The organism is Pseudomonas sp. MF6776, from assembly GCF_016613125.1.
Lineage (GTDB): Bacteria > Pseudomonadota > Gammaproteobacteria > Pseudomonadales > Pseudomonadaceae > Aquipseudomonas > Aquipseudomonas iridis.
The window spans coordinates 74,735-100,958 of record NZ_JAENSQ010000002.1 but is presented as its reverse complement, the minus strand read 5'-3'; the positions used below and the strand labels follow the sequence as shown (position 1 = coordinate 100,958).

Genomic DNA, 26,224 nt, shown 5'->3' with positions numbered 1-26,224 from the left:
GCCGATTATGGATTCGGTGAAGCAGGATCAGGTCGGCGTATCTCTGCAGCATCCCCAATCAGTCCCCTCTCCCTCTGGGAGAGGGTTAGGGTGAGGGGCTCTTCAAAACGTCAGAACGCCACAGAAGTCTGCACATAAACCGTGCGCGGCTCACCCACATACTTCCCCTTGTTGTTGTCATCGAACGACCGCGTGAAGTACTGCGTGTTGAAGATGTTCTTCACGCCCACCGCCACATTCAAATCCGACAGTTGCGGCCCAAAGTCGTAACCTGCACGGCTGCTGAACAGCATGTAGCCCGGGATCTTGCCGGTGCTGCCGTCAGCGCTTTCTTTTGAGGTGTTGGCGTTGTCGGCGAACTGGTCGCTTTGGAAGCTGCTGTCCAGATTCAACTTCCACGGCCCTTCGGTATAACCGACGCCAACCGTGCCTTTGTGTTTGGAAGAGAACGGCACGCGATTACCCTTGTTCGGCCCATCTTCGCGGATGGACGCGTCAACATAGGCGTAGGAGGCATAGACGTCGAAGCCGGCCAGTGCCGGACTCAAGTCATCGAGCGCGTAGTTGATGCTGGTCTCGATGCCTTGATGGCGAGTTTCGCCACGGGCGATCACCGAATCGTTGGTCTGGTTGCTTTCGTACTGGTTGTCGAAGTTGATCAGGAACGCACCGATTTCCGCGCGCAATGCGCCGTTGTCATAGCGAGTGCCCAGTTCCCAGGTGCGGGCCTTCTCCGGTTTGACCTCACCACTGGTCACACGGTTGGGCATCTGGCTGTACTGCACGCTGCCGAACGAGCCTTCGGTGTTGGCGTACAGATTCCAGCTATCCGTCAGGTGATAAAGCACGTTCAACGCCGGCAGTGCGGTGTTGTAGTCGCCCTTGTACTTGACGTTGGTCAGGTTGTTGGTCTGCTGGGATTCGATCATCTCGTAGCGCACGCCCGGGGTGATCGTCCATTTGCCGATGTCGATACGGTCGTCGACGAAGAACGCATTGGCTTCGGTGCCGCCCCGAGTGTCGCGGTCGTTACGGCTGTTGGTGGTCGGGTATTCGTTGCTGGCGATCGGCGTGCGATAGCGCAATTCGTGGCCGGCCTCGTTGATGTAGCGGTAGCCGACGCCGACTTCATGGCTGGTCGGGCCGAGGTCGAAGCCTTGGGCGAAACGGGTTTCGAAACCGCGCACCCAATACTCGCGTGGCGACAGCGACAGGAACGTGCCCTGGTCCAGATAACCGCTGCGCAAGGTTTTGGTGAAGAACGTGTTGGCGGTGAATTCGCGGCGATCTTCCTGATAGCGATAACCGAAGTTGAACATCGTGCGACGGCCCCAGAACTGGTCTTTCGGGCGCGTCGATTGGTACGGATCGGCATCGTAATCAGCGACGTTCAAACCGCCGGGCATGTCCGCTTTACCTTCGTAATACTGGGCCATGGCGTTAAAGCTGTTGGCATCGTCGAGCTGATATTTGCCCTTGAGGATCAGGTCGTCGATTTCGGTGTCGCTGTGTTCGCGCCAGTCGCCACCGCGGGTGCCGGAATACAGAAGCGCGCCGCCCAGACCGTTGGCGTTGGTGCCGCCAGCCAGCAGATTGGCGCTGGTCTTGAAGCCGTCGTGGCTCGACGAAGGGCTGGTCTCGGTCTGAAAGCCTCCCTTGACCGTCGGCTCATCAGGAATCGCGCGGGTAACGAAGTTGACGACGCCGCCGACGTTCTGCGGGCCGTAACGTACTGCACCGCCGCCTCGCACTACGTCTACGGCGTCCATGTTGCCCATGCTGATGGGCGCGAACGACAACTGCGGCTGACCGTAAGGGGCGAACGGCACCGGGATGCCGTCCATCAACACGGTCGAGCGTGCAGCCAGGCGCGGGTTCAAACCACGGATGCCGAAATTCAGCGCCATGTCATGGCTGCCGGTGCCGTTGTTTTCCGGAGCGTTGACACCGGGGATACGGTTGAGCACATCGCGTGCCTGAGTCGCACCCTGGCGTTCGAACTCTTCGCGGCGGATCACGTCGCGGGCGCCGGGATGTTCAAACACGTTGATCTGCGCCGCGTCGCCGAGCCAGTCGCCGACGACTTTCGAGGTGTCCAGCTCCAGCGCTGCATCATTGACCGGTTGCAGGCTGAAAGCGTTGTTGCCCTCGGCGCGGGCTTGTAAACCGGTGCCTTCGAGCAATGCATCCAGACCTTGCTCGGTCGTGTAATTACCTTCCAGACCACGGCTTTGCACGCCGCTGGTGACTTGCGAACCGAAAGAAATCAGCACCCCGGCTTCACGGCCGAACTGATTAAGGGCGTTTTCCAGCGAAGACGCTGCGATGTGATACGCCTTGGCATCGCTGGCCATTGCAGCGGGCAGGGCGCTGAAGCTCAGGCTGGCGCCGAGGATGAGATTGCGCAGGCAGCGGGCCAGTGGCGTGAGGCGGGTGGGGTGCATGGTGGATGATCCTGAGAAGGTTGAATCAAGGGGGCTTTCCTTCTCTGTCACGCCAGATCTGAAAAACGGCTCATTTATTTTCAAACTCAAAAGATCGCAGCCTGCGGCAGCTCCTACAGGGTGAACACAAATCCCATGTAGGAGCTGCCGAAGGCTGCGATCTTTTGATCTTGCCGTTAAACCCGCGCCTCAACATTGACCCAGTAGCGGGTAAAGCGCTTCACCTTCACCGGCAAGCTGATTTCCAGCAGATCGAGAATCCGCTCACTGTCGTCCAGCGGATACGTTCCAGAGATCAGCAACCCGGCAACCTTGGCATCGCAATTGAGCTGCCCGCGCCGGTAGCGGCCAAGTTCTTCGAGGAAGTCGCCGAGGCGCATATGCGCGGCCACCAACATGCCGTCCGCCCAGGCACCACTGTTGGCGTCCAGTGGTTTGGCGTCGCTGGCGGCAGTCGTGGTGAAACTCAGTTGGCGAGCGACGGGCAGCAGCATCGGCGCGCGTTCGCTGGTGGCCAGTTCGGCTCGACCTGCAAACAGCGCAACCTGTGTGCGATCGGCAAATTGCCGCACATTGAGCCGTGCGCCCCGGGTTTTCAGAATGCCCTGCGCGGTGTGTATTTCGAACGGTTGCGCGGCCGTCAGGAGGATTTCGCCTTCCAGCAAGCGGATCAAACGTTGATCAACGCGCACGTCTGCCGCACTGCCCGTGTTCAGTTGCAACTGATCGTCCGCCCCCAGCCCGATCTTGCGACGCTGGCCAATCGGGCTGCGGTAATCGGCGAGCAGCGACGGCAGCGGATTGTGCTCGCGCAGGCCCCAGGTAGCGGCAGAACCGGCACCGAGAATCAGCAGCAGTTTCAGTGCCTGACGTCGGCTGCCGGACTTCGGCCTGTTCAATGCCGCATGCGCCAGCGGTGAAGAAACACCGCGCAAACGCTGGTTGACTCGTTGAATGTGTTCCCACGCGCGGCGGTGCTCACTGTGGGCATCCAGCCACTGCTGCAACGCCAGTTGCTGGCGCGCCGTGAGCGCGCCTTGCTGCACTTCCATCAGCCAGTGCACCGCTTGTTCAGCCACTTGCGAGGAAAAATCCGGCGCTTGGTTCATAGCGCGAAATAGCAGCGCAGCGCCGCTTTGTTCAGATGACGTTTGACCGTGGCCACGGAAATATCCAGTTCGGCGGCGATCTGCGGGTAGGTCAGGCCATCGACCTGCGCCAATAGAAATGCGCGCTTGACCTGACGTGGCAGACCATCGAGCAACTGATCCAGATCGATCAGGGTTTGCAGGATGATCGCTTTGTCTTCTTCCGACGGCGCCACCACGTCCGGCATCTGCGCCAATGTTTCCAGATAGGCGCGCTCCAGATCCTGGCGGCGGTAGTGATTGAACAAAACCCGTTTGGCGAGGGTGGTGAGGAAGGCGCGTGGTTCGATGATCACCGCTGGCTCGCGCGCGGTGAGCACTTTGATAAAGGTGTCCTGCGCCAGATCCGCCGCGCTGTCCGGGCAGCCGAGCTTGCGCCGCAGCCAGCCGGTAAGCCAACTGTGGTGAGCCTGATAAAGCGATTCGACGGGATGGGCGGATGGCAACGGTAGTGCTCCGGGCGCTTTCGCTCTGCGGCAGAAAGCATGCGTTAGAGAACAAGAATGGTTCGCATTGTAGGGGCGCAGGTGGCTTGCCGGCAATCAGATGCTTTTGCATATGAGAATATTTATCATTAAACTCGATCGCCTGTTGGTTCGGCTTGTCAGCCGGACGTTTTTCGTTTCAGGGTCGAAACATGAAAGCCAAACTCGCCGCACTCCCGCTGTCCTATCGTCTGGCCGTTACCTCGCGGGTGCTGGCGGCGGTGTTTGGCGGCTATCTGGTGGCCGCGCTGGCCAGTGTCACCCTGACGATGTGGCTGCCATTGAGCCGCGCCGAAGCCGTAGTGACGGGCATGACCGTTTCCTTTCTGGTCTATCTGGTCGCGGTGCTTTGGTGTTTTGCCTGTCGCACGGCGTGGTCGGCATGGGTCGGTTTGCTGGTGCCGAGTGTGATTCTGGCGACCATTTCCGGCGCGGCGCGGGGGTTGGGTTTCGCATGAAAGAGGGTTTCCGCCAGGCCATGGCATGGCTGCACACCTGGACCGGGCTTGTGTTCGGCTGGTTGCTGTTTGCGATTTTCCTGACCGGAACCCTGGCTTACTTCAACGACGAAACCAGTCACTGGATGCAGCCGGAAATTCCCGCACGGCCGATCAATGCCGAGGCGAGCCTGACGCTGGCGCAGGATTATCTGCAGCAACACGCGGCCGGCGCCACGCGTTGGCTGATCGATTTGCCCAATGCCCGTGATCCCGGTCTGACCGTACGTTGGCAACAGACGCCAGCCAAACCCGGCGAGCGTGGCCGGTTCGAATCGAAAACCCTCGACGCGCAAACCGGTGCCCAGGTGCAGGGGCGCGAAAGCATGGGCGGCGAGTTCTTCTACCGCTTCCATTTTCAGCTGCAAATGCCTTATCCGTGGGGCCGCTGGCTGGCCACAATGGCCGCGATGATGATGTTCGTCGCGCTGATCACCGGGATCATCACCCACAAAAAAATCTTCAAGGACTTCTTCACGTTCCGCCCGCGCAAGGGCCAGCGTTCCTGGCTCGACGGGCATAACGCCGTGGGCGTTCTGGTGCTGCCGTTTCACTTGATGATCACCTACAGCAGTCTGGTGATTTTCATGTCGATGGTCATGCCCGCGAGCATCGTGGCGTCCTATGGTGGCGACGCGCGCAAGTTTTACGATGAGGTTTTTCCGGCCTCGAAAGCGCCGGAACGGGCCAACATTCCTGCCGCACTGGCACCGATGGCGCCACTGCTGGCCAAGGCCAGCGAGCAATGGTCGGGTGGCACCACCGCCCGACTGTCCGTGAGCAATCCGGGCGATGCAAATGCCACGGTGGTGTTGTCCCGCGCGGGCGATCGTGTGGTGCACGATTTCGGTCGCGCGGTGACCTTCAACGGTGTCACTGGGCAGATGCTCGGCAGCACGCCGGAGCAACCTGTGGCGATGGCCGTGAGTGGCGCGTTCTACGGTTTGCACATGGGCCATTTCGCCGGGCCGGTATTGCGCTGGCTGTATTTCATCTGTGGTCTGGCCGGTACGGCGATGATCGGTACCGGGCTGGTGATCTGGCTCGGCAAGCGTCAGCTCAAGCACGCCAAGAGCGGCGTCATGCCGTTCGAATTGCGCCTGGTGGAAGTGCTGAACATTGCCAGCATGGCCGGGTTGGTGACGGCGGTGGCGGTGTTCTTCCTGGCCAATCGGCTGTTGCCCGTGAGTCTGGCCGGGCGTGCCGATTGGGAAGTGAATGCATTCTTTATCGCCTGGGGTTTGAGCGTCGTGCATGCGTTGTTGCGCCCGGGACGCAAAGCCTGGGTTGAACAGCTAGCGTTGGGCGCCTTGCTGTTTGTTGCAGTGCCTTTGATCAATGCGCTGACCACGCCGTGGAACCTTGGCGTAACGCTTGCGCAGGGTGATTGGGTGCTCGCCGGTTTCGACCTGACCTGTCTGGGGACAGGCGTTTTTCTGGCGTGGGCCGCGTGGAAAATGCAGCGCGTCGGCAACACCGTCAGCGTGAAAAAAACTCGCCGCGAAATGCCTCGGGCCGTCACGCTCGAGCAAGGGACAAACTGATGCTGCTGGCGCTATTGCTGTGCTACGCCGGGTTCACGGCATTGTGTCTGTCCATGCCTCGGCACCACGATGAATTGCTCGGCCATAAACCGTCGACGCGACGGGGTCAGGCCCTGAAGCTGGCGGGGTGGCTGCTGCTGGGTTTGTCGCTTTGGGCGGCCGTCAAAGCCAACGGTTGGAGTCTGGGCCTGGTCGATTGGTTCGCGGTGCTGATGCTCAGTGCGTTGGCGTTGGTGCTGTTGCTGCCGTATCGCCCGCGTCTGGCTTTGGCGCTGGCCGGTTTGAGTCTGTTGGCCAGTCCGGTCGCAGCCTGGGCGCAGTGCTGACGTGCTGATCGGTCATCCCCCGGAATCGCGCGACGACGAGCCGCTTGGCGCGCGTGCGCATTTTCTTCAGGTGTTCCTCTCCCAGCGTTCACAGATGGAAGCGCTGGTGAGCCGCCGCGTTGGCTGCCGGGCGACAGCGGCGGATCTGGTGCAGGATCTGTTTTTGCGTTTCTGGCGCCGGCCGCTGGTACAGGTCGAGGAACTCAGCACCTACCTGTTGCGCTGCGCCGGCAACATCGCCATCGACCATTTGCGCAGTGAAGGCACGCGGGTGCGCGTCAACGAAGGCTGGCAACCCGACGAGCCGGACAGCCACGGCAGCGAACCACAAGCGGCGCTCGAAGCCGGTAATGATCTGCGCCATGTCGAAGCGGCATTGCGCGCCTTGCCCGAACGCACCCGGCAGATCTTTTTGCTCAATCGAATACACGGCCGCAAGTACGCGGACATCGCCAAAGCCATGGGCCTGTCCCAAAGCGCCGTGGAAAAACATATGATGCGCGCCCTCGAGGCCTGCAAGGCCAGCCTGCGCGAACCCGCGCCACGCACGCCAGGGAAAGCACCGTGAAGCACACCGACCGCGTCACTCCGACGCCCGCCCAGGAGCAGGCCGCTTTTGCCTGGCTGAGCCTGTTGCATGATCGGCCCAGCGCAGGGGATCAACTCACGTTCAGCCAATGGCTGCGCGCCGACCCCGCCCATGCCGAGGCTTACGCCCAGGCGCAGGTAATCTGGGAATTGAGTGAAGGCCCGGCGAAAACGTTGGCCGATGAAGAGGCTTTCGCGCTGCAAGGCTATCTCAACGCCATGGATCGCCCGCGTCGCTCGCCGCTCTTGCGCTGGTCCGGCGGGTTGGCAATGGCCGCGTGTCTGTTGCTGATGATCAGCCTCGGAACGGGCTGGCAACCGCAGCGTTGGCTGGATGATCTCAATGCCGACTATGTTTCTGCACCGGGCGAAGTCCGCACCGTAACCCTCGCCGATCAATCGCAAGTGACGCTGGACGCCGACAGTGCCATTGCCGTGGATTTCAGCCAGGGCGAGCGCCATGTGCAGTTGCGTCGCGGCGCCGGGTTTTTCAGCGTCACGCACACGGGCGATCCATTTGTGGTCGAGGCCGAGAAGGGCCAAGCGCGGGTGCTCGGGACGCAATTCGAAGTGCGTCTGCAACCCCATGGAGCGCAGGTGACGGTGTTGTCCGGGCGCGTCGGCGTGACGGCCGATGAAGGGGGCGAGCAGCAGATTCTCACCGCCGGCCAGCAAGTGGCTTACGGTGATGGGACTGCGGAAAAACTGCATGTCGTGGACAGCGAGGCGCAACTGGCCTGGCGCCAAGGCTGGCTGACTTACTACAAATCGACGCTGGCGGACGTGGTGCAGGATCTTCGCCGCTATTACCCGGGGCGCATTGTCTTGCTCAACGATGAGCTGGCGGCGCGCAGGGTCAGCGGCAGTTTTCCGAGCAAGGATCCGCAGGCAGTGCTCAATTCCCTGCAAGGAGTCTTGGGGTTTGAGCAGCATCGGGTTTTGGGGCAACTGATAATTCTGCGCTGACGTTGCCGGCCTCTTCGCGAGCAGGCTCGCTCCCACATTTTGAAATGCGATCCCCTGTGGGAGCGAGCCTGCTCGCGAAGGCGTCAGACCAGACAACACATCTCCCCACATTTTGAAATGCGATCCCTGTGGGAGCGAGCCTGCTCGCGCGGGCGTCAGACCAGACAACACATCTCTCGAAAAATAATTTCAGAAATATAGTGAGGTAAACCCAAGCCCCATCCGTGTAGTGACTGAAACTACGAGTCATTCGCATCCGTTGCGGTTCTACACAGGTCATTGAGCAATGAAGTCCAGGGCAAAATCGGGTTCGGTCAAACAATGGTTGGGCGTTTCGGCGTTAAGTTTTTCGGCATTGGCGCTGTTGCCGATGAGCGTCGCGTTCGCTGCTGAAACCGTCAGCAGCCAGGCGCAAAAGCAATTCAATTTCGCATTGGCTGCCAAACCGTTGCCGCAAGCCCTTAGCGACTTCAGCCGTGTCACCGGGCAAAGCGTGGTCTACACCGATGAAGCGCCGTACGGCCTCACCGCGCCAGCCGTCAATGGACAGATGAATGCAGAACAAGCGCTGCAACGCCTGCTTGCCGGTTCCGGCCTGAGCTTTCGCCGCACCGACAGTCACACCCTGGCACTTGAGCCGCAGCCCACCGAAGGCGCGCTGAATCTGGGCGCCACCACCATCACCTCGATGCGCGATGAGTCGACGAGTTACCAGCCGCCGCCAACCAGTTCGGTGATGCGTTCCTCGGCCTCGCTTCAGGAAATCCCGCAGACCGTCAATGTCATCCCGGCGCAGGTCATTCGCGATCAGGCGCCGCGCAATCTCGACGAAGCGCTGGCCAACGTCAGCGGCATCACCCAGGGCAACACGCTGGGCAGCACCCAGGATTCGGTGATGACCCGCGGCTTCGGTGATAACCGCAACGGCTCGATCATGCGCGACGGCATGCCGATCGTGCAGGGGCGTGGCATGAACGCCACGGTCGATCGCGTCGAAGTGCTCAAAGGTCCGGCTTCCTTGTTGTATGGCATTCAGGACCCGGGCGGCGTGGTCAATCTGGTCAGCAAGAAACCTGAACTGACGCAATACAACGCCTTGACCTACACCGGGTCGACCTACGGCGACGGCAAGAACGGCAGCGGCGGCACCTTCGACAGCACGGGCGCACTGGGCGATTCCGGGCTGGCCTATCGCATGGTGGTGGATCATGTCGACGAAGATTATTGGCGCAATTTCGGCACTCATCGGGAAACGTTGATCGCCCCTTCGCTGGCCTGGTATGGCGAACGTACTCAGCTGTTATTCGCTTATGAACATCGTGAATTTCTCACCCCGTTCGACCGTGGCACGCTGATCGATCCGCGCACTAATCACCCGCTGGACATCTCGCGCAAGCAGCGTCTCGACGAGCCGTTCAACGACATGGAAGGGCGTTCGGATCTGTATCACTTCGAAGCCGATCACGAACTCAACGACGACTGGAAAGCCCACTTCGGCTACAGCTGGAACCGCGAAACCTACGACGCCAGCCAGGTCCGCGTGACCGCCATAAACACCCAAAACGGCACGCTGACCCGCAACATGGACGGCACCCACGGCGCGATCAGCACCGACCGTTTCACCACCGCCAGCCTTGAAGGCAAAGTCAACGTGCTGGGCATGCAGCATGACCTGGTGTTCGGCGTCGATGACGAGTACCGCAAGATCTACCGCGCCGACCTGATCCGCCAGAAAAGCCTGAGCACCTTCAGCTACACCAACCCGGTGTATGGGCGTGAAGTCGAGGGCTCCACGGTCAGCGCCGCCGACAGCGCTCAGACCGATGAACTGCGCAGCGACTCGGTCTTTTTGCAGGACTCCATCCACCTCAACGACCAGTGGATTCTGGTCGCCGGCGGGCGTTTTCAGGAATACGACCAGTACGCCGGCAAAGGCGTGCCGTTCAAGGCCAACACCGACAGCAACGGGCAAAAGTGGGTGCCACGCGCCGGTCTGGTGTATCGCTATACCGACGAGTTGTCGTTCTACGGCAGCTACACCGAATCGTTCAAACCCAACTCGACCATCGCCCCGCTGAGCGGCAGCAGCACCGTGCTCGACGGCAGCATCGCGCCGGAAGAAGCGAAGTCGTGGGAGCTGGGTGCGCGGCTGGATATGCCGGGGCGCATCACCGGCAATATCGCGCTGTTCGACATCAAGAAACGCAATGTGCTGGTGGCCAATTCCGAAGGCCCGACGACGATTTACAGCGCGGCCGGTGAAGTGCGCTCACGGGGTCTGGAAGTGGACATGACCGGTCAGTTGAGCGACCGCTGGAGCATGATCGGCAGCTACGCCTACACCGATGCCGAAGTCACCGAAGACCCGGAATACAAGGGCAAGCGTTTGCAAAACGTGGCGAAGAACAGCGGCTCATTGTCGGCGGTGTATGACTTCGGCAGCGTGATCGGCGGCGATCAGTTGCGCGTTGGCGCCGGGGCGCGCTACGTCGGCGAACGGGCGGGTAACGCGGTGAATGATTTCGATCTGCCGAGCTACACCGTGGCCGACGCTTTCGCCACTTACGACACCAGGATCGAGGGGCAGAAGGTCAAGTTTCAGCTCAACGTGAAGAACCTGTTCGACCGCACTTATTACACCTCGTCGGCGAGCCGGTTCTTTGTGTCGATGGGGGATTCGCGGCAGGTTTCGTTGTCCAGCACATTAGAATTTTGAGGTGCCTGCAAAAGATCGCAGCCTTCGGCAGCTCCTACAGGGGAATGCATTTCAAATGTAGGAGCTGCCGAAGGCTGCGATCTTTTGATCTTGCTCTAACGCAAAAACGCCTGCCGATATTCGCCGGGCGTCCCACCCAACACCTGCCTGAAACGATTGGTGAAATGACTCGCACTGGCAAACCCGCACGCCAAGGCAATTTCACCCAATGGCAACGCCGTCCCCCGCAACAACTCCCGCGCCCGACTCAAGCGCCGGGCCAGCACGTATTGATGCGGCGGCAGCCCGAAGCTCATGCGAAACATTCGCGCAAAGTGATACTCCGACAACGCGCACAACCCGGCCAGTTGCCCGAGGCTGATCGGCTCGGCCAACTGACTGTCGATGAAGTCCACCAGTTGCCGGCGCTGGTGCGGTGCCAGCCCGCCCTTGAGGCGCAAACCCTGACGCGCACCGACCTGACTGAGCAAGGTATGGCTGATCAATTCATGGGCGATGCTACTGGTCAGCAAACGTTCGGCCGGCTCGTCCCAGTTCAGGTTCAGCAATTGCCGAAAGCGCTGCGCTTGCTGCGGGTCTTCGAGGAAGGTCTGCTCGCGCAGTTGCATCTCGCGCGGCTCGCGATCGAGCAACGTCACGCAACCGAGGGCAAATTGTTCGGCGCTGAAATACAGGTGCGCCAAGCGGATGTCGCCATTGATCACCCAGCCTGATTCGTGATCCGCCGGCAGGATGCACAGCTTGTCCGGCCCGCCCTTGTGGCCCGGCTGACCGCGACGAAACGTGCCAGTGCCACCGGCGATATAGCACGAGAGTGTGTGATGGCTCGGCGCTTCGTATTCCTGGGCGTCGTGGTGATTGGTCCACAGGGCCGCAGACAAGCCGTCACCGAGCTCGGCGCTGTGCACAAGGCATGCGTTCGGCGAGCGGTTAAGTGCCTGGAAGACTTGCAGGTTTTCGATGGCGGCCATGATCGGTTCTCTTCAACGACTTGCATCCTACTCCGTCGCCCTCGCGCTGCCAGCCAGTCGGCCGACAAAAGCGCAAGTTTATGCAAGCGTGGTCTCCAGGCCGCAGCGGACACTGAAATCCAATTGAGGAGTGTCCATCATGAACCTGTCGTTGTATCTGTTGACCGTGCTGATCTGGGGCACCACCTGGATTGCCTTGAAATGGCAATTGGGCGTGGTGGAGATTCCAGTGTCGATCGTCTATCGCTTTGGCCTGGCCGCGCTGGTGCTGTTTGCGCTGTTGCTGCTCAGCCGACGGTTGCAACCGATGAACCGGCGCGGGCACCTGATCTGCGTGGCGCAGGGCGTGTGTCTGTTCTGCGTCAACTTCATGTGCTTTTTGACCGCCAGCCAATGGATTCCCAGCGGTCTGGTGGCGGTGGTGTTTTCCACCGCCACCTTATGGAATGCGCTCAATGCACGGGTGTTCTTCGGTCAGCGCATTGCCCGCAATGTGCTGATGGGTGGGGGATTGGGGTTGTTCGGCCTGGGCCTGTTGTTCTGGCCGGAACTGGCCGGCCATCAGGCTACGCCGCAAACCTTGCTCGGTCTTGGCCTGGCACTGTGCGGTACGTTGTGTTTCTCGGCGGGTAACATGCTCTCGAGCCTGCAACAGAAGGCCGGGCTCAAACCGCTGACCACCAACGCCTGGGGCATGGCTTACGGTGCCGCGATGCTGTCGGTGTGGTGTCTGGTCAAAGGCATCCCGTTCGAAATGGACTGGAGCTCGCGATATGTCGGTGCGTTGTTGTACCTGGTGATTCCCGGCTCAGTGATCGGCTTCACCGCCTACCTGACGCTGGTCGGGCGAATGGGGCCCGAACGTGCAGCGTATTGCACAGTGCTGTTCCCGGTGGTGGCGCTGAACGTTTCGGCATTTGCCGAAGGTTATCAATGGACGGCGCCGGCGCTGGCGGGCCTGGTATTGGTGATGCTGGGCAATGTGCTGGTGTTTCGCAAACCACGCACATCCGTATTGCCGAGCCAGGGCAAACTGGCCTGAAACCCGTGAGCGCTGCGCGTTCAGCGCTCAACTTTTAGGCGTGGCGATCAGGTTGCAAGTCAGGTGTTTCGGGAAAATGAACGGGCAAGTGCTGCAGAGCACTCGCCCTGTTTTTTATCCGCGCCAGACCTGCGGGTTGACCAGATCCTGCGGGCGTTCGCCGAGCAGCGCGCTGCGCAGGTTGGCGAGGGCGCGATTGGCCATGGCTTCGCGGGTTTCATGGGTGGCCGAGCCGATGTGTGGCAAGGTCACGGCGTTTTTCAGCTGGAACAGTGGCGACTCGGCCAGCGGTTCTTTTTCGTAGACGTCGAGGCCGGCACCGCGGATGCGGTTGTTTTGCAGCGCCTCGATCAGTGCCGGTTCATCGACCACCGGGCCACGGGAAATGTTGACCAGAATCGCGCTCGGCTTCATCAGGGCCAGTTCACGATGGCTGATCAGGTGGCGCGTCTTGTCACTGAGTGGCACCACCAGGCAGACGAAGTCGGCTTCGGCCAGGAGTTGGTCGAGGCTGCGAAATTGTGCGCCGAGTTCTTGCTCAAGTTTGGTCTTGCGGCTGTTGCCGCTGTAGATGATCGGCATGTTGAAACCGAACCGACCCCGGCGGGCGACGGCGGCGCCGATGTTGCCCATGCCGACGATGCCGAGGGTTTTGCCGTGGACGTCACAGCCGAACAGCGGGGCGCCGACACTGGCTTGCCATTGGCCGGCCTTGGTCCAGGCGTCGAGTTCGGCGACGCGGCGAGCGCTGCTCATGATCAGGGTGAAGGCGAGGTCGGCGGTGCTTTCGGTGAGCACGTCCGGGGTGTTGGTGAGCATGATCCCGCGTTCGTTGAAGTAGTCGAGGTCGTAGTTGTCGTAGCCGACCGACACGCTTGAGACCACTTCGAGTTTGGCGGCGGTTTCGAGTTGGGCCTTGCCGAGTTTGCGGCCGACGCCGATGAGGCCATGGGCGTGGGGCAGGGCTTCGTTGAATTGGGCGTTGATGTCACCGGCCTTCGGGTTGGGGACGATGACGTCGAACTCTTGTTGCAGGCGTTCGATCATGGCTGGGGTGATGCGGCTGAAGGCCAGGACTGTTTTTTTCATCGTTTTTGGCTCTTGTTCGGGCTTGATGCCAAGCAAGCTAACATTTTTTGTTTTGGGGTGTCTTGGCGGCCTCTGGGCCGACCAGGGTTTGGTGGGGGGGGCATATCCGTTTTGTTTGTTATGGCGGCTTGAGGTTTCGCCCTTACGGCGACTCACTTTTTTTACAAACGCCTAAAAAAAGTAAGCAAAAAAACGCTTGCTCCTACGTGCGGCCCGCTCGCTGGGGCTCGGGGTTCCTTCGCTCCGGGATCGATCCGGGCGCAGCGTCTACGGTTTGCTTCGCTGCACCTCCTTTCGCTGTGTTTGGCTTCGCCAAACGGTCGCTGCGCTCCCACACCCGGATCAATCCCTCCGCTCAGCCTTCCGACGTCGCCCGTGGATCAAGATCAAAAGCTGCAGCCGAGCTAACGCTCATCCTGTTGAGTGGGGCGGCATTCGCCGCGTGCGGGTTGTCCTTGCCTCCTTTGTAGGAGCTGCCGAAGGCTGCGATCTTTTGATCTTGCTGTTGCTTTTGTGTGGAGTTGGCCTGCCAGCGATGGCGGCCTGATAGCCGACCGGTCTTTGGCGAATGTACTCATTTCAAATGTGGGAGCTGGCCTGCCAGCGATGGCGGCCTGACAGCCGACCGGTCTTTGGCGGATGTACTCCTTTCAAATGTGGGAGCTGGCCTGCCAGCGATGGCGGCCTGACAGCCGACCGGTCTTTGGCGAATGTACTCCTTTCAAATGTGGGAGCTGGCCTGCCAGCGATGGCGGCCTGACAGCCGACCGGTCTTTGGCCGATGTACTCGTTTCAAATGTGGGAGCTGGCCTGCCAGCGATGGCGGCCTGACAGCCGACCGGTCTTTGGCGAATGTACTCATTTCAAATGTGGGAGCTGGCCTGCCAGCGATGGCGGCCTGATAGCCGACCGGTCTTTGGCGGGTGTGCTCATTTCAAATGTGGGAGTTGGCCTGCCAGCGATGGCGGCCTGACAGCCGACCGGTCTTTGGCGGGTGTACTCCTTTCAAATGTGGGAGCTGGCTTGCCAGCGATGGCGGCCTGACAGCCGACCGGTCTTTGGCGGATGTACTCCTTTCAAATGTGGGAGCTGGCTTGCCAGCGATGGCGGCCTGACAGCCGATCGATTTTTAGCAGGTTGTATGCGATTCACATTGTAGGAGTGAGCCTGCAATCGCGAGCAGGCTCACTCCTGCAAGGGGTCAGCTGTGTGGCGCGGGTTGGGGGATGTCGACGTTATCCAGGACGCGATTCACGGCCAGTTCCGCCAGCATGATGATCTGCTGAATCGCCAGTATTGTGCGGCGTTGCGGGAGGTCGACGTAGGCGGCGATGTCGCTGCTCATGAGGCTGGCTTGTGCCAGTGATTCGCAGGCGTGGACCAGCAGGCTTTCGTTGTCTTGATCGGGCGCGACCTGGAACATGGTGCTGGGTTTGTGGAAGCGCAGCGCCAGGGCATTGGGTTTGAGGTAGTGGTCGAGGGCGCGCTCGGCGGCTTCGTGGAATTTCTTCGAATCGGGGGATTCGTAGGGGGAGGTGTTATCCGTTTCGGGCGGATTTGGTGTTGGCTTTTTCATGGGGAACATACTCATGGCAAGTTGAGTTGAAGCCGCCACTTTTCGTTTTCCAGACGTAAGGGTGGCAGCCGTGCGCGGACTGGAAAAACCGGCCAACTCACCAAAACCGGCAGGCCCAAGGGCCTCCCGCGCACAGCCGCCATAACATCGTGAGCAGAAAAAGCGCCGCAGTATGCCATGAGCTTTGGTAGTTGAAATCGGGTTTTCCAGACCCGGTCGCTGATTCGTCAGCGACACCCAAAGCCTATCCACCGCACTTCCGACGGACAACCTTCAAAACACGTCGGAAACTTCCGCGAAAACCCGGAAATGTAGGAGCTGCCGTAGGCTGCGATCTTTTGATTTTTAAACATCAAGGTCAAAAGATCGCAGTCTGCGGCAGCTCCTAAAGGTTTCACGGTGTGTTGAAAATCAATTGGCGACGCGCGCTCCGGCGAGGCTGCCGCTGAGCTCATAGGCCGACAATTCCGCCTGATGTGCCGCGAGAATTTCCGGCAGCGAGCCGCGCAGATACTCGACCCACGTTTTGATCTTCGCATCCAGGTATTGGCGCGACGGGTAGATCGCGTACAGGTTCAGTTCCTGCGAGCGGTAGTTCGGCATCACCCGCACCAGCGTGCCGTTGCGCAGGCCTTCGATGGCGGCGTACACCGGCAGGACGCCGACGCCCATGCCGCTGATGATTGCGGTTTTCATCGCGTCGGCAGAGTTCACCAGGAATGGCGAGCTGTTGATGGTGACCATTTCCTGACCTTCCGGGCCGTCGAACGCCCATTTCTCCAGCGGGATCACCGGGCTGACCAGGCGCAGGCAGGCGTGGTTGAGCAGGTCGCTGGGCTTTTGCGCGCAGCCGTTGGCTTTCACGTAGGCCGGTGAGGCGCAAACGATGCTGTAGGTGATGCCCAGGCGCTGCGAGACGAAGCCCGAGTCCGGCAGTTCGCGCGCCAGGACGATGGAGACGTCGTAGCCTTCATCGAGCAGGTCTGGCACGCGGTTGGCCATGGTCAGGTCGAAGGTCACGTCTGGGTGTGTCTTGCGATAGCGGGCGATGGCGTCGATGACAAAGTGCTGGCCGATGCCGGTCATGGTGTGCACTTTCAGCTGTCCGGCGGGGCGGGCGTGGGCTTGGCTGGCTTCTGCTTCGGCTTCTTCGACGTAGGCGAGGATCTGTTCGCAGCGCAGCAGATAACGCTTGCCGGCCTCGGTCAGGGCGATGCGCCGGGTCGTGCGGTTAAGCAGTCGGGTTTGCAGGTGGGCTTCCAGGTTGGAGACCGCGCGCGAAACGTTGGCGGTGGTGGTGTCGAGTTGCACGGCGGCGGCGGTGAAGCTGCCGGCTTCGGCCACGCAACTGAAGGCGCGCATGTTTTGCAAAGTGTCCATGGGGTGCTCTCAAGGGAGATGGCAAATTGTGACACGAAGTTTCAGGGTCGAAACCCCCGACCAAGGGATTATCTCGTTAACGGTAACAAAGATTCACAGGATTCCCAGCTTATCGCGGCCAAGGCGCCCACCTAGAATTGCGCCGTTCCCTGTAGGAGCTGCCGCAGGCTGCGATTTTTTGATTTTGTTTTAAGGGATCAAGATCAAAAGATCGTCCGATCGCGGCCCGAGCCTTCGGCAGCTCCTACATAAAACATGTCCCGCCATATCCCCTTCTCAGGAATTCGCAGCTGTGCCGCGTCGCATCAACAGAGCGCTTTTGCCGCTCAGTGTTCTGGCTTTCGCCCTGGGTCTCAGCGGCTGCTTATCAACCGAAGGTATTTCCCCGCAGGGCAAGGCTCTGCAAGCCAATGCACTGGCCACCGACGACGCCATCGCCCACGCCGCCCGTGACGCCAATTGGCCCGCCGCACAATGGTGGCAAGCCTACGGCGACCCGCAACTGAACCGCTGGATCGACCTCGCCATACAAGGCAGCCCGAGCATGGCCATGGCCGCCGCGCGGGTGCGTCAGGCCAAAGCCATGGCCGGTGTCGCTGAAGCGGCCGAGTCATTGCAGATCAATGGCGAGTCGACCCTCAAGCGCCACAACTGGCCGACTGATCAGTTCTACGGCCCGGGCGAGCTGGCCAATACCACCACTTGGGACAACAACGCCGCGCTGGGTTTCAGCTACGCCCTCGACCTTTGGGGCCGCGAGAGCAATACCAGCGAAAGGGCGGTGGATCTGGCGCACATGAGCGTTGCCGAGGCGCGGTTGGCGCAGTTGGAGTTGCAGAACAACATCGTGCGCGCCTACATCGCGCTGTCGCTGCATTACGCCCAGCGCGACATCGTCGCGGCCACGCTTGCGCAGCAACAGCAGATTCTCGATCTGGCGCAAAAGCGTCTGGACGGCGGGATCGGCACGCACTTTGAAGTCAGCCAGGCGCAAACGCCGTTGCCGGAGACTCATCGGCAACTCGATGCGCTGGACGAAGAGATCGCCCTCAGTCGCAATCAGCTCGCCGCACTGGCAGGCAAAGGGCCGGGGGCGGGTGCGCAATTGCAGCGGCCGACGCTGTCCCTTGGTGCGGCGCTGAAGCTGCCTTCGGCACTGCCCGCTCAATTGCTCGGTCAGCGTCCGGATGTGGTCGCCAGCCGCTGGCAAGTGGCGGCGCAGGCGCGTGGCATCGATGTGGCGCACGCCGGTTTTTATCCCAACGTCGACCTGGTCGGCAGCCTCGGTTTCATGGCCACTGGCGGTGGGGCGCTGGAGTTTTTGACCGGCAAGAAACTCAATTACAACGTGGGCCCGGCAATCTCGTTACCGATTTTCGATGGCGGGCGACTGCGTGCCGAACTTGGTGAAGCGTCGGCCGGTTATGACATCGCTGTGGCGCATTACAACCAGACACTGGTGAATGCGCTCAAGAATATTTCCGACCAGTTGATTCGCCGTGAGTCGATGGACAAGCAGCAAGGGTTCGCCGCCGAATCCGTGGCCACCGCGCAGAAGACTTACGACATCGCGATGATCGCTTATCAGCGCGGCCTCACCGATTACCTCAACGTGCTCAACGCACAAACGTTGCTGTTCAAACAGCAGCAAGTGCAACAGCAGGTGCAGGCGGCACGCTTGAGTGCGCATGCGCAGTTGGTGACGGCGCTGGGTGGTGGGCTGGGTGCGGGGAATGACGTGCCGAGTGCCGAAAAAACCCAAGCCCCGAAAACCCCGGCTCTCCTGCATTGAACACACGACCCAATGTGGGAGCGAGCCTGCTCGCGAAAGCGGTTTATCAGTCGACATCAACGTTGAATATGAAAACGCATTCGCGAGCAGGCTCGCTCCCACAGGTTCTGCGACCAGATCGAATCTCATTGAGCACATTTGAATGACTCCCTTGCCCGCACCTCTGCGCTGGCTCTACTCCCTGGAATGGCGCCGCGGCTTTTTTGACTGGGCGCGCAGCGATGGCGTGACCTGGGTTTATATCTTCAAGGTGTTGCTTGCAGCGTTCCTGACCCTGTGGCTGGCCATGCGTCTGGAATTGCCGCAACCGCGCACGGCGATGATCACCGTGTTCATCGTCATGCAGCCGCAAAGCGGGCAGGTTTTCGCCAAGAGTTTCTATCGCTTTCTGGGCACGCTGGCCGGCTCGGCGATGATGGTCACGTTGATCGCGCTGTTTGCGCAGAACACCGAACTGTTCCTCGGCTCGCTGGCGATCTGGGTCGGCATCTGCTCGGCGGGTGCCGCGCGTTGCCGTAACTTCCGCGCCTATGGATTCGTGCTGGCGGGTTACACCGCCGCAATGGTCGGGTTGCCGGCGCTGGCGCACCCCGACGGCGCGTTTATGGCCGCTGTGTGGCGGGTTCTGGAGATCTCACTGGGGATTCTCTGCGCCACCGTAGTCAGCGCCGCGATCCTGCCGCAAACCGCCAGCGCGGCGATGCGCAACGCTCTGTATCAGCGTTTCGGTGTATTCGCGCTGTTCGTCACCGATGGCTTGCGCGGGCGTAGCAAAACCGAATCCTTTGAGGCGACCAACGTACGCTTCATTGCCGAAGCGGTGGGGCTGGAAGGGCTGCGCAGCGTGACCGTGTTCGAAGACCCGCACATGCGCCGGCGCAATGGTCGCCTCAGCCGTTTGAACAGTGAGTTCATGGGCATCACCACGCGCTTCAACGCCCTGCACCAGTTGCTTGAACGCCTGCGCGGCAATGGCGAGGAACACGTCGTGGCGGCAATCAGGCCGGGTCTGCAGGACCTGGCCGAAGTGCTCGACAGCTTCAGCGGTCGTGCCCTGACCAGTCCCGATGCCGCACGCCTGGCGACCGCGCTTGCGACCTATAAAGAAGGACTGCCAGCGCGGGTGCGTAGCCTGCGCGCGACGTTTCAGGAGAGTGAGCCGAGCGATGCCGAGCAACTGGATTTCCACACCGCTTACGAGTTGCTCTATCGCTTCGTCGATGACCTGCACAGTTATGCACAGACCCATGCGTCCTTGGCCGATCACCGTCACGAACGCGAGCGTTGGGACGAGCCGTTCACCCCGCAAACCAACTGGTGGGCAGCGGCGGCGTCGGGGATTCGCGCCTCGTTTATCCTGATCGTGCTGGGCAGTTATTGGGTGGCCACCGCTTGGCCGAGCGGCGCGACCATGACCCTGATTGCCGCCGCCACGGTGGGCCTGTCCGCCGCTACGCCGAACCCGAAACGCATGGCATTCCAGATGGCGTGCGGGACGTTCCTCGGCGCGCTGATCGGCTTCTTCGAGATGTTTTTCATCTTCCCGTGGATCGACGGTTTTCCATTGCTGTGCGTGATGCTCGCGCCGGTGATCGTGCTCGGTTCGTTTCTTACGTCGCGGCCGCAATACGCCGGTGTCGGTCTCGGCTTGCTGATCTTCTTCAGCACCGGTTCCGTGCCGGATAACCTGACGGTCTACAACCCGTATACCTTCATCAATGACTACATCGCCATGGTCATCGGTATGCTGGTCTGCGCGGCTGCCGGGGCGATTATTCTGCCGCCGAACAGCCGCTGGTTGTGGCAACGGCTGGAGCAGGATCTGCGCGGGCAAGTGGTCTATGCCATCAGCGGCAAACTCAAAGGGCTGGCCTCGAGTTTCGAGAGCCGGACCCGCGATCTGCTGCATCAGGCCTACGGTCTGGCGGCCGGTGAGCCGAAGGTACAAAAGAGTCTGCTGCGCTGGATGTTCGTGGTGCTTGAAGTCGGCCACGCGATCATCGAGTTGCGCAAGGAACAGGCGATTCTGCCGGTGCATCCGGCGTACGCCGAGTCGCAGCCGTGGCGTCAGGCAATCCGCGTTATGGGGCGTGCACTGGTGCGTCTGTTTCTGTACCCCAACGCCAGCAATCTGGAGCGCGCACTGGTCGCGGTCGACCACGCGATCAGTCGTGTCGCGGCCACCGATGAACCGTTCGCGCCGCACTTCGATACCTCGGCGTTGCGCCGGGTGAAGAGCTATCTGCACTTTATCCGCACGTCCTTGCTCGACCCGCAATCACCGCTTGCCATGCTCGCGCCCGCCAAGCCCGAAGGACTTGCCCATGCCTCGTGAAATCGCCTTCCACGGCGTGTACATGCCAACCATGACCCTGATGTTTTTCATCGCCGCGGCCTTGGCCTGGGCGGTGGACCGGTTTTTGTCGGGGTTCGATCTGTACCGCTTCTTCTGGCACCCGGCGCTGCTGCGCCTGAGTCTGTTTACCTGTCTGTTCGGCGCGATGTCGCTGACTGTCTACCGTTGAGAACGTCCTGATGAAAAAGTTTTTCAGCCTGCTTGCGACGCTGCTGGTGCTGGCCCTTGCGCTGTGGATCGGGCGGACCTTGTGGGTGCACTACATGGACACGCCGTGGACCCGCGACGGCCGGGTGCGTGCGGATATCATCAACGTCGCCGCCGACGTCACCGGTGAAGTGGTGAACGTGCCGGTGCGCGACAACCAATTGGTGAAGAAGGGCGATTTGCTGATGCAGATCGACCCGGAGCATTACCGCATCGCGGTGAAACAGGCGCAGTCGCTGGTCGCTTCACGCAAGTCGACATGGGAGATGCGCAAGGTCAACGCGCATCGTCGCGCCGACATGGATGCGCTGGTGATCTCCAGGGAAAACCGCGACGACGCCAGCAACATCGCAGACGCCGCACTGGCCGATTATCAACACGCGCAGGCGCAACTGGAAGCCGCCGAACTCAACCTCAAACGCACCGAAGTGCGCGCGGCGGTGGACGGCTACGTGACCAACCTCAATGTGCATCGCGGCGACTACGCGCGCATCGGCGAGGCAAAAATGGCCGTGGTCGACATGAATTCGTTCTGGGTTTACGGCTTCTTCGAAGAAACTAAACTGCCCCACGTGCGCGTCGGCGACAAGGCCGACATGCAACTGATGAGCGGCGAAGTGTTGAAGGGCCATGTGGAAAGTATTTCCCGCGGCATCTACGACCGCGACAACCCTGAAAGCCGCGAGCTGATTGCCGATGTGAATCCGACGTTCAATTGGGTCCGGTTAGCGCAGCGGGTGCCGGTGCGCATTCACATCGATGAAGTGCCGGAGGGTGTGCTGTTGGCGGCGGGGATTACTTGTACGGTTGTGGTCAAGCAGGACAGTGTGGATAACTGAGGCAGACCGAGTCGCGGCCATCGCGGGCAAGCCCGCTCCCACAGAGTCTGTCGTGTACAAGATTTTTGAGAGCGCCGCAAAACCTGTGGGAGCGGGCATGCCCGCGATGCGGACGCCTCGGTCCTGCAAGAAAATGCCGAACGTCTAAACGCCGCAAAACGTCTCCTGCAAATGCACCCAGACCAGCCGCCCGGATTCGAGTTTTTCAAACACGACCGTCGAGCGCCGGTCCGTGTGCAAACCGCTCGCATCCGTCTGTTGTTCTCGGTAACTCACCGTCGCGCCACGGTCGTGCAAGGCAATCGCGCGCAGTTCGCTGAGTTCAATCCTGAACCCGTTCTTCTTGCCTCCGGCCATTTGAAACAATCCCCGCAAGGCTTCGAAATCAAGCACTCGACCCAGCGGCGTAATCATTGAAAACCGGGGTGAAAAGCGTGTCAGTAATCGCTCCAGAGCGGTCTCGTCCTCTGCCACTGCAAACCATCGTTCGATGGCCTCGTGCGCTTCGATAACTTCGGCAAAGTAGTCGGTGTGGTCAGTCATGTGGATTTTTCCTGAAGGGCAGGTGAGTTCAGCAGCGCGAGCACTTTGCTCGCATCGAAACGCAGCACGGCGGCCATCGGCAAGAGCGTGAGCAGCGCGGCGGCGAGAAAGCAGTATCTGAAACCGTTGGCGCCCAAGGCGCCCAGCAATGAACTGAGCAGCGCCGCGCCGAGGCAGAAACCGAGCTGGCGATTGATGTTCCAGAGGGCGCTGGAGTGACCCATTTTTTCCGTGCTCATGCCGACAAACGCCAGGGTTTGCGCGGTGACGCTGCACAGGCTGCCGCCCAGGCCCATCAGGGCATAGGCGAGGATCAACGGGCCGGCTGCGGGCTGTTCGATCTGCATCAGCATGACAATGCCCAGGCTTTGCAAAAGCATTCCCGCGATCAGCAGCGGCTTGGGACCGACTCGGTTGAAACTGCGTTTGCCAAGCATGATCGCCAGTCCCGAAGCCGCCGCCCAGGACAGCATCAGTGCACCGGTTTGCGCCGCACCGAAACCGAGGTCGTGCAGGTACAGCACAGCAAGCATGTTGGTGCCGGTAAAGATGCCCGGCACAAACAGGTAGATCAGCATGGCCAGACGCAATGACGGGTTCTTGATTAGTTGCAGGTCAAGAACCGCACCAGGTTTTCGCCAGCCATCGCGCACGTACACGCACAAGGTAATGGCGCTGAGCAGCAGCACGGCGCCAGCCAGGTGGCGGGTTGCGGTTGCGCTTGCCAGGCTTACGGCAATCAGCAACAGGCTCAGGGCCGACACGGCCAACAGCAGGCCGCGTGCGTCCAGTGTCGGTCGTTCGCGGGTGGGTTGGTCGGGCTTCAACCAAAGCAGGCCGAGTCCGAACGCCAGCAGCGCCATCGGCATGTTCAGGTAAAAAATCCAGCGCCACGACAGCGCTTGAACAATCAGTCCACCGGCCGCCGGCGACAGGGCCGGCACCATCAGCGCCACCAGCAGCACCACACCGGTGAAGTGCGCGCGCTGCGTCGCAGGAAACTCTCGGTAGGCCAAGGCCTGACCGACCGGCAGCAGCAACCCGCCCCCCAGCCCTTGCAGCAACCGCCAGCCGATCAGGCTTTCAATCGAGCCGGCCTGGGCCACCAGTCCGGACGCGATGGCGAACACCAGCAACGAGCCAAGGATCAGCCGGCGCTCGCCGACGCGTGCCGCCAGCCACACGCTCATCGGAATGATCAGCGTCAGCCCGAGCATGTAGGCGTTGGTGATCCACGCCAGTTGCGTCACCGAGGCGTGCAACTGCCGGGCGATGTCCGGGTAGGCAATGCTGGCGGCGAACATGTTGAGCAGATCGAGGGCGAACCCCAGCAGATACACCAGCGCGACTTTTGAGCGGTAGGCCATGGCGACTTCCCTGTGATGAGGCGTGCAGGGTAGGGCGCTTCTGGCGATAGGAAAACGCTGGTTTGGCTGCTAGTTTGTCAAAATAATTTTGACAAGGAGCGCCGTGTACATGGTCAGCCTGGACCGTTTTGACACTTTTAAAGCCGTGGTCGAGGCCGGGTCGTTGACCGCTGCCGCCGATACGCTTGGGCAGACGCGAGCGGTGGTGAGCTTCAACCTCAAACGGCTGGAAGAGGAGCTGGGCGTCACGTTGCTCACCCGCAACACCCGGCAACTGGCGCTGACCGATGCTGGCGAGCGCTTCTATCGGCGCTGTTTGCGCACACTGGATGAAGCGCGACTGGCGATCGAGGAGGCCCGTTCCGAGCACTCACAGCTAAAAGGCACGTTGCGCATCACCACCACCGTGGAATTTGCTTTGGCGCAGGTAGTACCGGCGCTGGAAGTGTTTCGTCAGCAGCAGCCGCAATTGAATATTCACCTGTCCACTTCCTCGACCCACGCGGATCTGATCTCTGAACGTTTTGATCTGGCGATTCGCCTCGGGCGCATGCACGATTCCAATCTGCGCGCGGTGCAGTTGTCGACGTTCGAGGTGTTTGCAGTGGCGGCGCCGGCGTTGGTCGAGCAGTTTGCTCCCGTCAGCACCCTGGCAGTGCTGGAGTCGATGCCGACACTGGGGCATGGACGCGTACCGGAAATGACGGTCACCGGCCCCGCCGGCAGCGAGCATTTCTATCAGCCAAAACCGGGGACGACCGCGATCGTTGCGGACAACTCGGCAACGCTGCGGGCATTTGCATTGACCGGGCAGGGCGTGGCCATTCTGCCGCAGTGGCTGATCCAGGAAGATCTCGACGCCGGACGGTTACAGCGCTTGTTGGCGGACTACCGTTTTGCTCAGCAAGGCGTGTACGCGCTGTACCCGGACACCCGGCATTTGCCGCTTAAAGTGCGGGCGTTCATTGATTTCATGAAGGGCTGGGGTTGAGATTTCGCGATGGGCTCAACCCGGTCTCAGAGTTGCCCACGCAAGCCGAACCGCTTCATCAACGTCGATTCCAGCAAACCTTTTGGCAGTAAAGCCGCCAGCATCGGCAATGCCCGGCTGCCATTGCCGATGCGGATCAACCGCGGCGGTTTGCTTTGTTGCACAGCCTTCAGCAATTGCGCCGCAAATTCGCTGGCCGGCGTCGGTTTGTCCTGCGACGCCTTGGCCCTTGCGCGAATGGCTTCACGCAGGGGAAACCACGGTGACTGCTCGTTGATCAACTGCTCGGCCTCATGCCCGGCATTCTTTGCGAAACTCGACTGAATCGCCCCAGGCTGGACTTCCATCACGCGGATGCCGAACGGTGCCAGCTCCATACGCAACGCGTCGCTCAAGGCATGTACGGCGGCTTTCGAGGCGCAGTAGGCGCCCGCGAATGGCGTGACCAGAACACCGGACACACTGCCAATATTCACGACAAGCCCTTTGCCCCGGCGCAGCACCGGAAACAGTGCGCGGGTGACGCCGACAATCGAGAACACGTTGGTTTCGAATTGACGCTGCATGGCGGGCACGCCGCCGTCGAGCAGCGGGCCCATGGCGCCGTAACCGGCGTTGTTGATCAGCACATCGAGGCCGCCGTGTTGCTGATTGATTCGCTCGCCGAGTTGCTCCAGTGCCGCGCCGTCATTGACGTCGAGCTGCACCGCGATAAACCCGGCTGATGTCAGCGCGGCGACATCTTCAGACTTGCGCGCGGTGGCCCAGACTTCGTAACCGGCGCTTGTGAAAACATCCGCCAGGGCGCGGCCGATGCCGCTGGAACAACCGGTGATCAACGCAACAGGCATGGCGCGTTCCTTGTGCAAAACGGTGGGAAGGGGATCAATCGGAGAAGCTGCCCTGCAATCGCTCGGCGCGAAACTCCAGGGTTTGTGCGCGATAACCGGGCCGCAGGGGCGGCATCGGCAGGCAATCTTCCCAGCTGCCGCCAGCCTGCAACTCGCCGGGGCCGCGATAGCGTGGCGCGGTGTATTGGTTATCGGCCAGATTGACGGTATCGCCCGGTGCGTAGGCCGCGATGCGCCAGCGCAGTTCGGTCAGCGGGACGTCGTTGCCGTTGTTCATCTTCAGTTGCAGCGGTCGATCTGCCGGGCATTGTTCTGGCGCATAGCTGATGCGCAGTTCCAGACGTGCCAGTTGCTTGACCTCGCGGTTGTCCAGCCACACCACCCACATCGCCACCAGCGCGAGACCGACAGCCGCTGCGACCGAAACCGGTAGAGCCTTGGCGGGATAGCGCAGCAACAGGATCAGCCAGGTGATGACCAGCAGGACGCCGATGAACATGTTTGAA

At 60.9% G+C, this 26,224-nt stretch carries 23 protein-coding genes; 12 read left to right on the top strand and 11 right to left on the bottom strand.

The features are described 5' to 3' along the window. Positions 1-110 precede the first annotated feature (110 nt). From fecA to JJD74_RS02500, 3 genes are all read right to left on the bottom strand, one after another. Positions 111-2,444 carry a TonB-dependent Fe(3+) dicitrate receptor FecA gene (fecA, locus tag JJD74_RS02510; protein WP_200611079.1) on the bottom strand — a complete coding sequence of 778 codons (2,334 nt, stop codon included), beginning with the start codon at positions 2,442-2,444 and terminating at the stop codon, positions 111-113. A gap of 176 nt (positions 2,445-2,620) precedes the next feature. Next, positions 2,621-3,553: a DUF4880 domain-containing protein gene (locus JJD74_RS02505; RefSeq protein WP_200611076.1), complete on the bottom strand. Its 933-nt coding sequence runs from the start codon at positions 3,551-3,553 to the stop codon at positions 2,621-2,623. After that, complete coding sequence (locus JJD74_RS02500) at positions 3,550-4,038, bottom strand: sigma-70 family RNA polymerase sigma factor (protein WP_200611074.1); 489 nt, start codon at positions 4,036-4,038, stop codon at positions 3,550-3,552. Before JJD74_RS02500 ends, JJD74_RS02505 begins: the two co-directional genes overlap by 4 nt. Before the next feature lie 191 nt (positions 4,039-4,229). On the opposite strand from JJD74_RS02500, the gene JJD74_RS02495 reads away from it, so the two are divergent. The 6 genes from JJD74_RS02495 to JJD74_RS02470 all read left to right on the top strand — a co-directional run bounded on the left by JJD74_RS02495 (position 4,230) and on the right by JJD74_RS02470 (position 10,714). Continuing rightward, positions 4,230-4,535, top strand: a complete 306-nt coding sequence (locus tag JJD74_RS02495; protein WP_042557726.1) for a DUF3649 domain-containing protein — start codon at positions 4,230-4,232, stop codon at positions 4,533-4,535. Continuing rightward, a complete protein-coding gene (locus tag JJD74_RS02490; RefSeq protein ID WP_200611072.1) occupies positions 4,532-6,118 on the top strand; it encodes a PepSY-associated TM helix domain-containing protein in 1,587 nt (528 codons plus the stop codon). Before JJD74_RS02495 ends, JJD74_RS02490 begins: the two co-directional genes overlap by 4 nt. Beyond that, entirely contained in the window at positions 6,118-6,444 is a 327-nt protein-coding gene (locus tag JJD74_RS02485; RefSeq protein ID WP_200611070.1) for a DUF3325 domain-containing protein, read from the top strand. Before JJD74_RS02490 ends, JJD74_RS02485 begins: the two co-directional genes overlap by 1 nt. Before the next feature lies 1 nt (position 6,445). After that, positions 6,446-7,012, top strand: a complete 567-nt coding sequence (locus JJD74_RS02480) for an RNA polymerase sigma factor (RefSeq protein WP_042557729.1) — start codon at positions 6,446-6,448, stop codon at positions 7,010-7,012. Beyond that, positions 7,009-7,998 (top strand): FecR family protein, encoded by a 990-nt coding sequence (locus tag JJD74_RS02475; RefSeq protein ID WP_200611068.1) that lies wholly within the window; start codon positions 7,009-7,011, stop codon positions 7,996-7,998. Before JJD74_RS02480 ends, JJD74_RS02475 begins: the two co-directional genes overlap by 4 nt. A gap of 286 nt (positions 7,999-8,284) precedes the next feature. Further along, positions 8,285-10,714 (top strand): TonB-dependent siderophore receptor, encoded by a 2,430-nt coding sequence (locus tag JJD74_RS02470; RefSeq protein ID WP_200611066.1) that lies wholly within the window; start codon positions 8,285-8,287, stop codon positions 10,712-10,714. Between the two features lie 95 nt (positions 10,715-10,809). Here the strand turns inward: JJD74_RS02470 and JJD74_RS02465 are convergent, their stop codons facing one another. Continuing rightward, positions 10,810-11,685, bottom strand: coding sequence for an AraC family transcriptional regulator (locus tag JJD74_RS02465; protein WP_200611064.1), 876 nt, complete (start codon positions 11,683-11,685; stop codon positions 10,810-10,812). A gap of 139 nt (positions 11,686-11,824) precedes the next feature. Here JJD74_RS02465 and JJD74_RS02460 point away from each other — a divergent pair, with 139 nt between their 5' ends. Then, positions 11,825-12,727 carry a DMT family transporter gene (locus tag JJD74_RS02460; protein ID WP_115146316.1) on the top strand — a complete coding sequence of 301 codons (903 nt, stop codon included), beginning with the start codon at positions 11,825-11,827 and terminating at the stop codon, positions 12,725-12,727. 114 nt (positions 12,728-12,841) lie between these two features. Here JJD74_RS02460 and JJD74_RS02455 read toward each other — a convergent pair whose 3' ends face one another. From JJD74_RS02455 to JJD74_RS02445, 3 genes are all read right to left on the bottom strand, one after another. Beyond that, positions 12,842-13,816 (bottom strand): 2-hydroxyacid dehydrogenase, encoded by a 975-nt coding sequence (locus JJD74_RS02455; RefSeq protein WP_200611062.1) that lies wholly within the window; start codon positions 13,814-13,816, stop codon positions 12,842-12,844. Between the two features lie 1,201 nt (positions 13,817-15,017). After that, positions 15,018-15,392: a DUF6124 family protein gene (locus tag JJD74_RS02450; protein ID WP_200611059.1), complete on the bottom strand. Its 375-nt coding sequence runs from the start codon at positions 15,390-15,392 to the stop codon at positions 15,018-15,020. A gap of 411 nt (positions 15,393-15,803) precedes the next feature. Next, positions 15,804-16,772 (bottom strand): LysR family transcriptional regulator, encoded by a 969-nt coding sequence (locus tag JJD74_RS02445; RefSeq protein WP_042557736.1) that lies wholly within the window; start codon positions 16,770-16,772, stop codon positions 15,804-15,806. Positions 16,773-17,064: 292 nt separating this feature from the next. Between JJD74_RS02445 and JJD74_RS02440 the strand changes: the two genes are divergently transcribed. The 4 genes from JJD74_RS02440 to JJD74_RS02425 all read left to right on the top strand — a co-directional run bounded on the left by JJD74_RS02440 (position 17,065) and on the right by JJD74_RS02425 (position 21,966). Further along, on the top strand, positions 17,065-18,564 hold the full coding sequence (locus tag JJD74_RS02440; RefSeq protein ID WP_200611056.1) for an efflux transporter outer membrane subunit: 1,500 nt from the start codon (positions 17,065-17,067) through the stop codon (positions 18,562-18,564). A 142-nt stretch (positions 18,565-18,706) separates the two neighbouring features. Continuing rightward, entirely contained in the window at positions 18,707-20,899 is a 2,193-nt protein-coding gene (locus JJD74_RS02435) for an FUSC family protein (protein ID WP_047299818.1), read from the top strand. Then, positions 20,889-21,089, top strand: coding sequence for a DUF1656 domain-containing protein (locus tag JJD74_RS02430; protein ID WP_042557739.1), 201 nt, complete (start codon positions 20,889-20,891; stop codon positions 21,087-21,089). The genes JJD74_RS02435 and JJD74_RS02430 overlap by 11 nt, the downstream gene beginning before the upstream one ends. Positions 21,090-21,099: 10 nt before the next feature. After that, complete coding sequence (locus JJD74_RS02425; RefSeq protein ID WP_115146319.1) at positions 21,100-21,966, top strand: efflux RND transporter periplasmic adaptor subunit; 867 nt, start codon at positions 21,100-21,102, stop codon at positions 21,964-21,966. 144 nt (positions 21,967-22,110) lie between these two features. Here the strand turns inward: JJD74_RS02425 and JJD74_RS02420 are convergent, their stop codons facing one another. Both JJD74_RS02420 and JJD74_RS02415 read right to left on the bottom strand, forming a co-directional pair. Next, complete coding sequence (locus JJD74_RS02420; protein ID WP_200611053.1) at positions 22,111-22,509, bottom strand: DUF4440 domain-containing protein; 399 nt, start codon at positions 22,507-22,509, stop codon at positions 22,111-22,113. After that, positions 22,506-23,876: an MFS transporter gene (locus tag JJD74_RS02415; protein WP_200611050.1), complete on the bottom strand. Its 1,371-nt coding sequence runs from the start codon at positions 23,874-23,876 to the stop codon at positions 22,506-22,508. Before JJD74_RS02415 ends, JJD74_RS02420 begins: the two co-directional genes overlap by 4 nt. A 109-nt stretch (positions 23,877-23,985) precedes the next feature. Between JJD74_RS02415 and JJD74_RS02410 the strand changes: the two genes are divergently transcribed. Beyond that, on the top strand, positions 23,986-24,867 hold the full coding sequence (locus JJD74_RS02410) for a LysR family transcriptional regulator (protein ID WP_200611047.1): 882 nt from the start codon (positions 23,986-23,988) through the stop codon (positions 24,865-24,867). 26 nt (positions 24,868-24,893) lie between these two features. Here the strand turns inward: JJD74_RS02410 and JJD74_RS02405 are convergent, their stop codons facing one another. Together JJD74_RS02405 and JJD74_RS02400 are read right to left on the bottom strand one after the other, a co-directional pair. Further along, positions 24,894-25,718: an SDR family oxidoreductase gene (locus JJD74_RS02405; RefSeq protein ID WP_200611044.1), complete on the bottom strand. Its 825-nt coding sequence runs from the start codon at positions 25,716-25,718 to the stop codon at positions 24,894-24,896. Between the two features lie 34 nt (positions 25,719-25,752). Beyond that, the gene (locus tag JJD74_RS02400) at positions 25,753-26,217 is read right to left on the bottom strand and encodes a multidrug transporter (RefSeq protein WP_200611042.1); all 465 of its coding nucleotides are present in this window, start codon (positions 26,215-26,217) and stop codon (positions 25,753-25,755) included. Between the last annotated feature and the right edge of the window lie 7 nt (positions 26,218-26,224).

Bases quoted from the DNA above. Each gene is read 5' to 3' on its own strand.
- JJD74_RS02470 (WP_200611066.1), top strand. From the start codon at position 8,285: ATGAAGTCCAGGGCAAAATCGGGTTCGGTCAAACAATGGTTGGGCGTT.
- JJD74_RS02465 (WP_200611064.1), bottom strand. From the start codon at position 11,685: ATGGCCGCCATCGAAAACCTGCAAGTCTTCCAGGCACTTAACCGCTCG.
- JJD74_RS02490 (WP_200611072.1), top strand. From the start codon at position 4,532: ATGAAAGAGGGTTTCCGCCAGGCCATGGCATGGCTGCACACCTGGACC.
- JJD74_RS02495 (WP_042557726.1), top strand. From the start codon at position 4,230: ATGAAAGCCAAACTCGCCGCACTCCCGCTGTCCTATCGTCTGGCCGTT.
- JJD74_RS02420 (WP_200611053.1), bottom strand. From the start codon at position 22,509: ATGACTGACCACACCGACTACTTTGCCGAAGTTATCGAAGCGCACGAG.
- fecA (WP_200611079.1), bottom strand. From the start codon at position 2,444: ATGCACCCCACCCGCCTCACGCCACTGGCCCGCTGCCTGCGCAATCTC.
- JJD74_RS02430 (WP_042557739.1), top strand. From the start codon at position 20,889: ATGCCTCGTGAAATCGCCTTCCACGGCGTGTACATGCCAACCATGACC.
- JJD74_RS02415 (WP_200611050.1), bottom strand. From the start codon at position 23,876: ATGGCCTACCGCTCAAAAGTCGCGCTGGTGTATCTGCTGGGGTTCGCC.
- JJD74_RS02435 (WP_047299818.1), top strand. From the start codon at position 18,707: ATGACTCCCTTGCCCGCACCTCTGCGCTGGCTCTACTCCCTGGAATGG.
- JJD74_RS02400 (WP_200611042.1), bottom strand. From the start codon at position 26,217: ATGTTCATCGGCGTCCTGCTGGTCATCACCTGGCTGATCCTGTTGCTG.
- JJD74_RS02485 (WP_200611070.1), top strand. From the start codon at position 6,118: ATGCTGCTGGCGCTATTGCTGTGCTACGCCGGGTTCACGGCATTGTGT.
- JJD74_RS02505 (WP_200611076.1), bottom strand. From the start codon at position 3,553: ATGAACCAAGCGCCGGATTTTTCCTCGCAAGTGGCTGAACAAGCGGTG.
- JJD74_RS02460 (WP_115146316.1), top strand. From the start codon at position 11,825: ATGAACCTGTCGTTGTATCTGTTGACCGTGCTGATCTGGGGCACCACC.
- JJD74_RS02410 (WP_200611047.1), top strand. From the start codon at position 23,986: ATGGTCAGCCTGGACCGTTTTGACACTTTTAAAGCCGTGGTCGAGGCC.
- JJD74_RS02405 (WP_200611044.1), bottom strand. From the start codon at position 25,718: ATGCCTGTTGCGTTGATCACCGGTTGTTCCAGCGGCATCGGCCGCGCC.
- JJD74_RS02425 (WP_115146319.1), top strand. From the start codon at position 21,100: ATGAAAAAGTTTTTCAGCCTGCTTGCGACGCTGCTGGTGCTGGCCCTT.
- JJD74_RS02455 (WP_200611062.1), bottom strand. From the start codon at position 13,816: ATGAAAAAAACAGTCCTGGCCTTCAGCCGCATCACCCCAGCCATGATC.
- JJD74_RS02445 (WP_042557736.1), bottom strand. From the start codon at position 16,772: ATGGACACTTTGCAAAACATGCGCGCCTTCAGTTGCGTGGCCGAAGCC.
- JJD74_RS02450 (WP_200611059.1), bottom strand. From the start codon at position 15,392: ATGAAAAAGCCAACACCAAATCCGCCCGAAACGGATAACACCTCCCCC.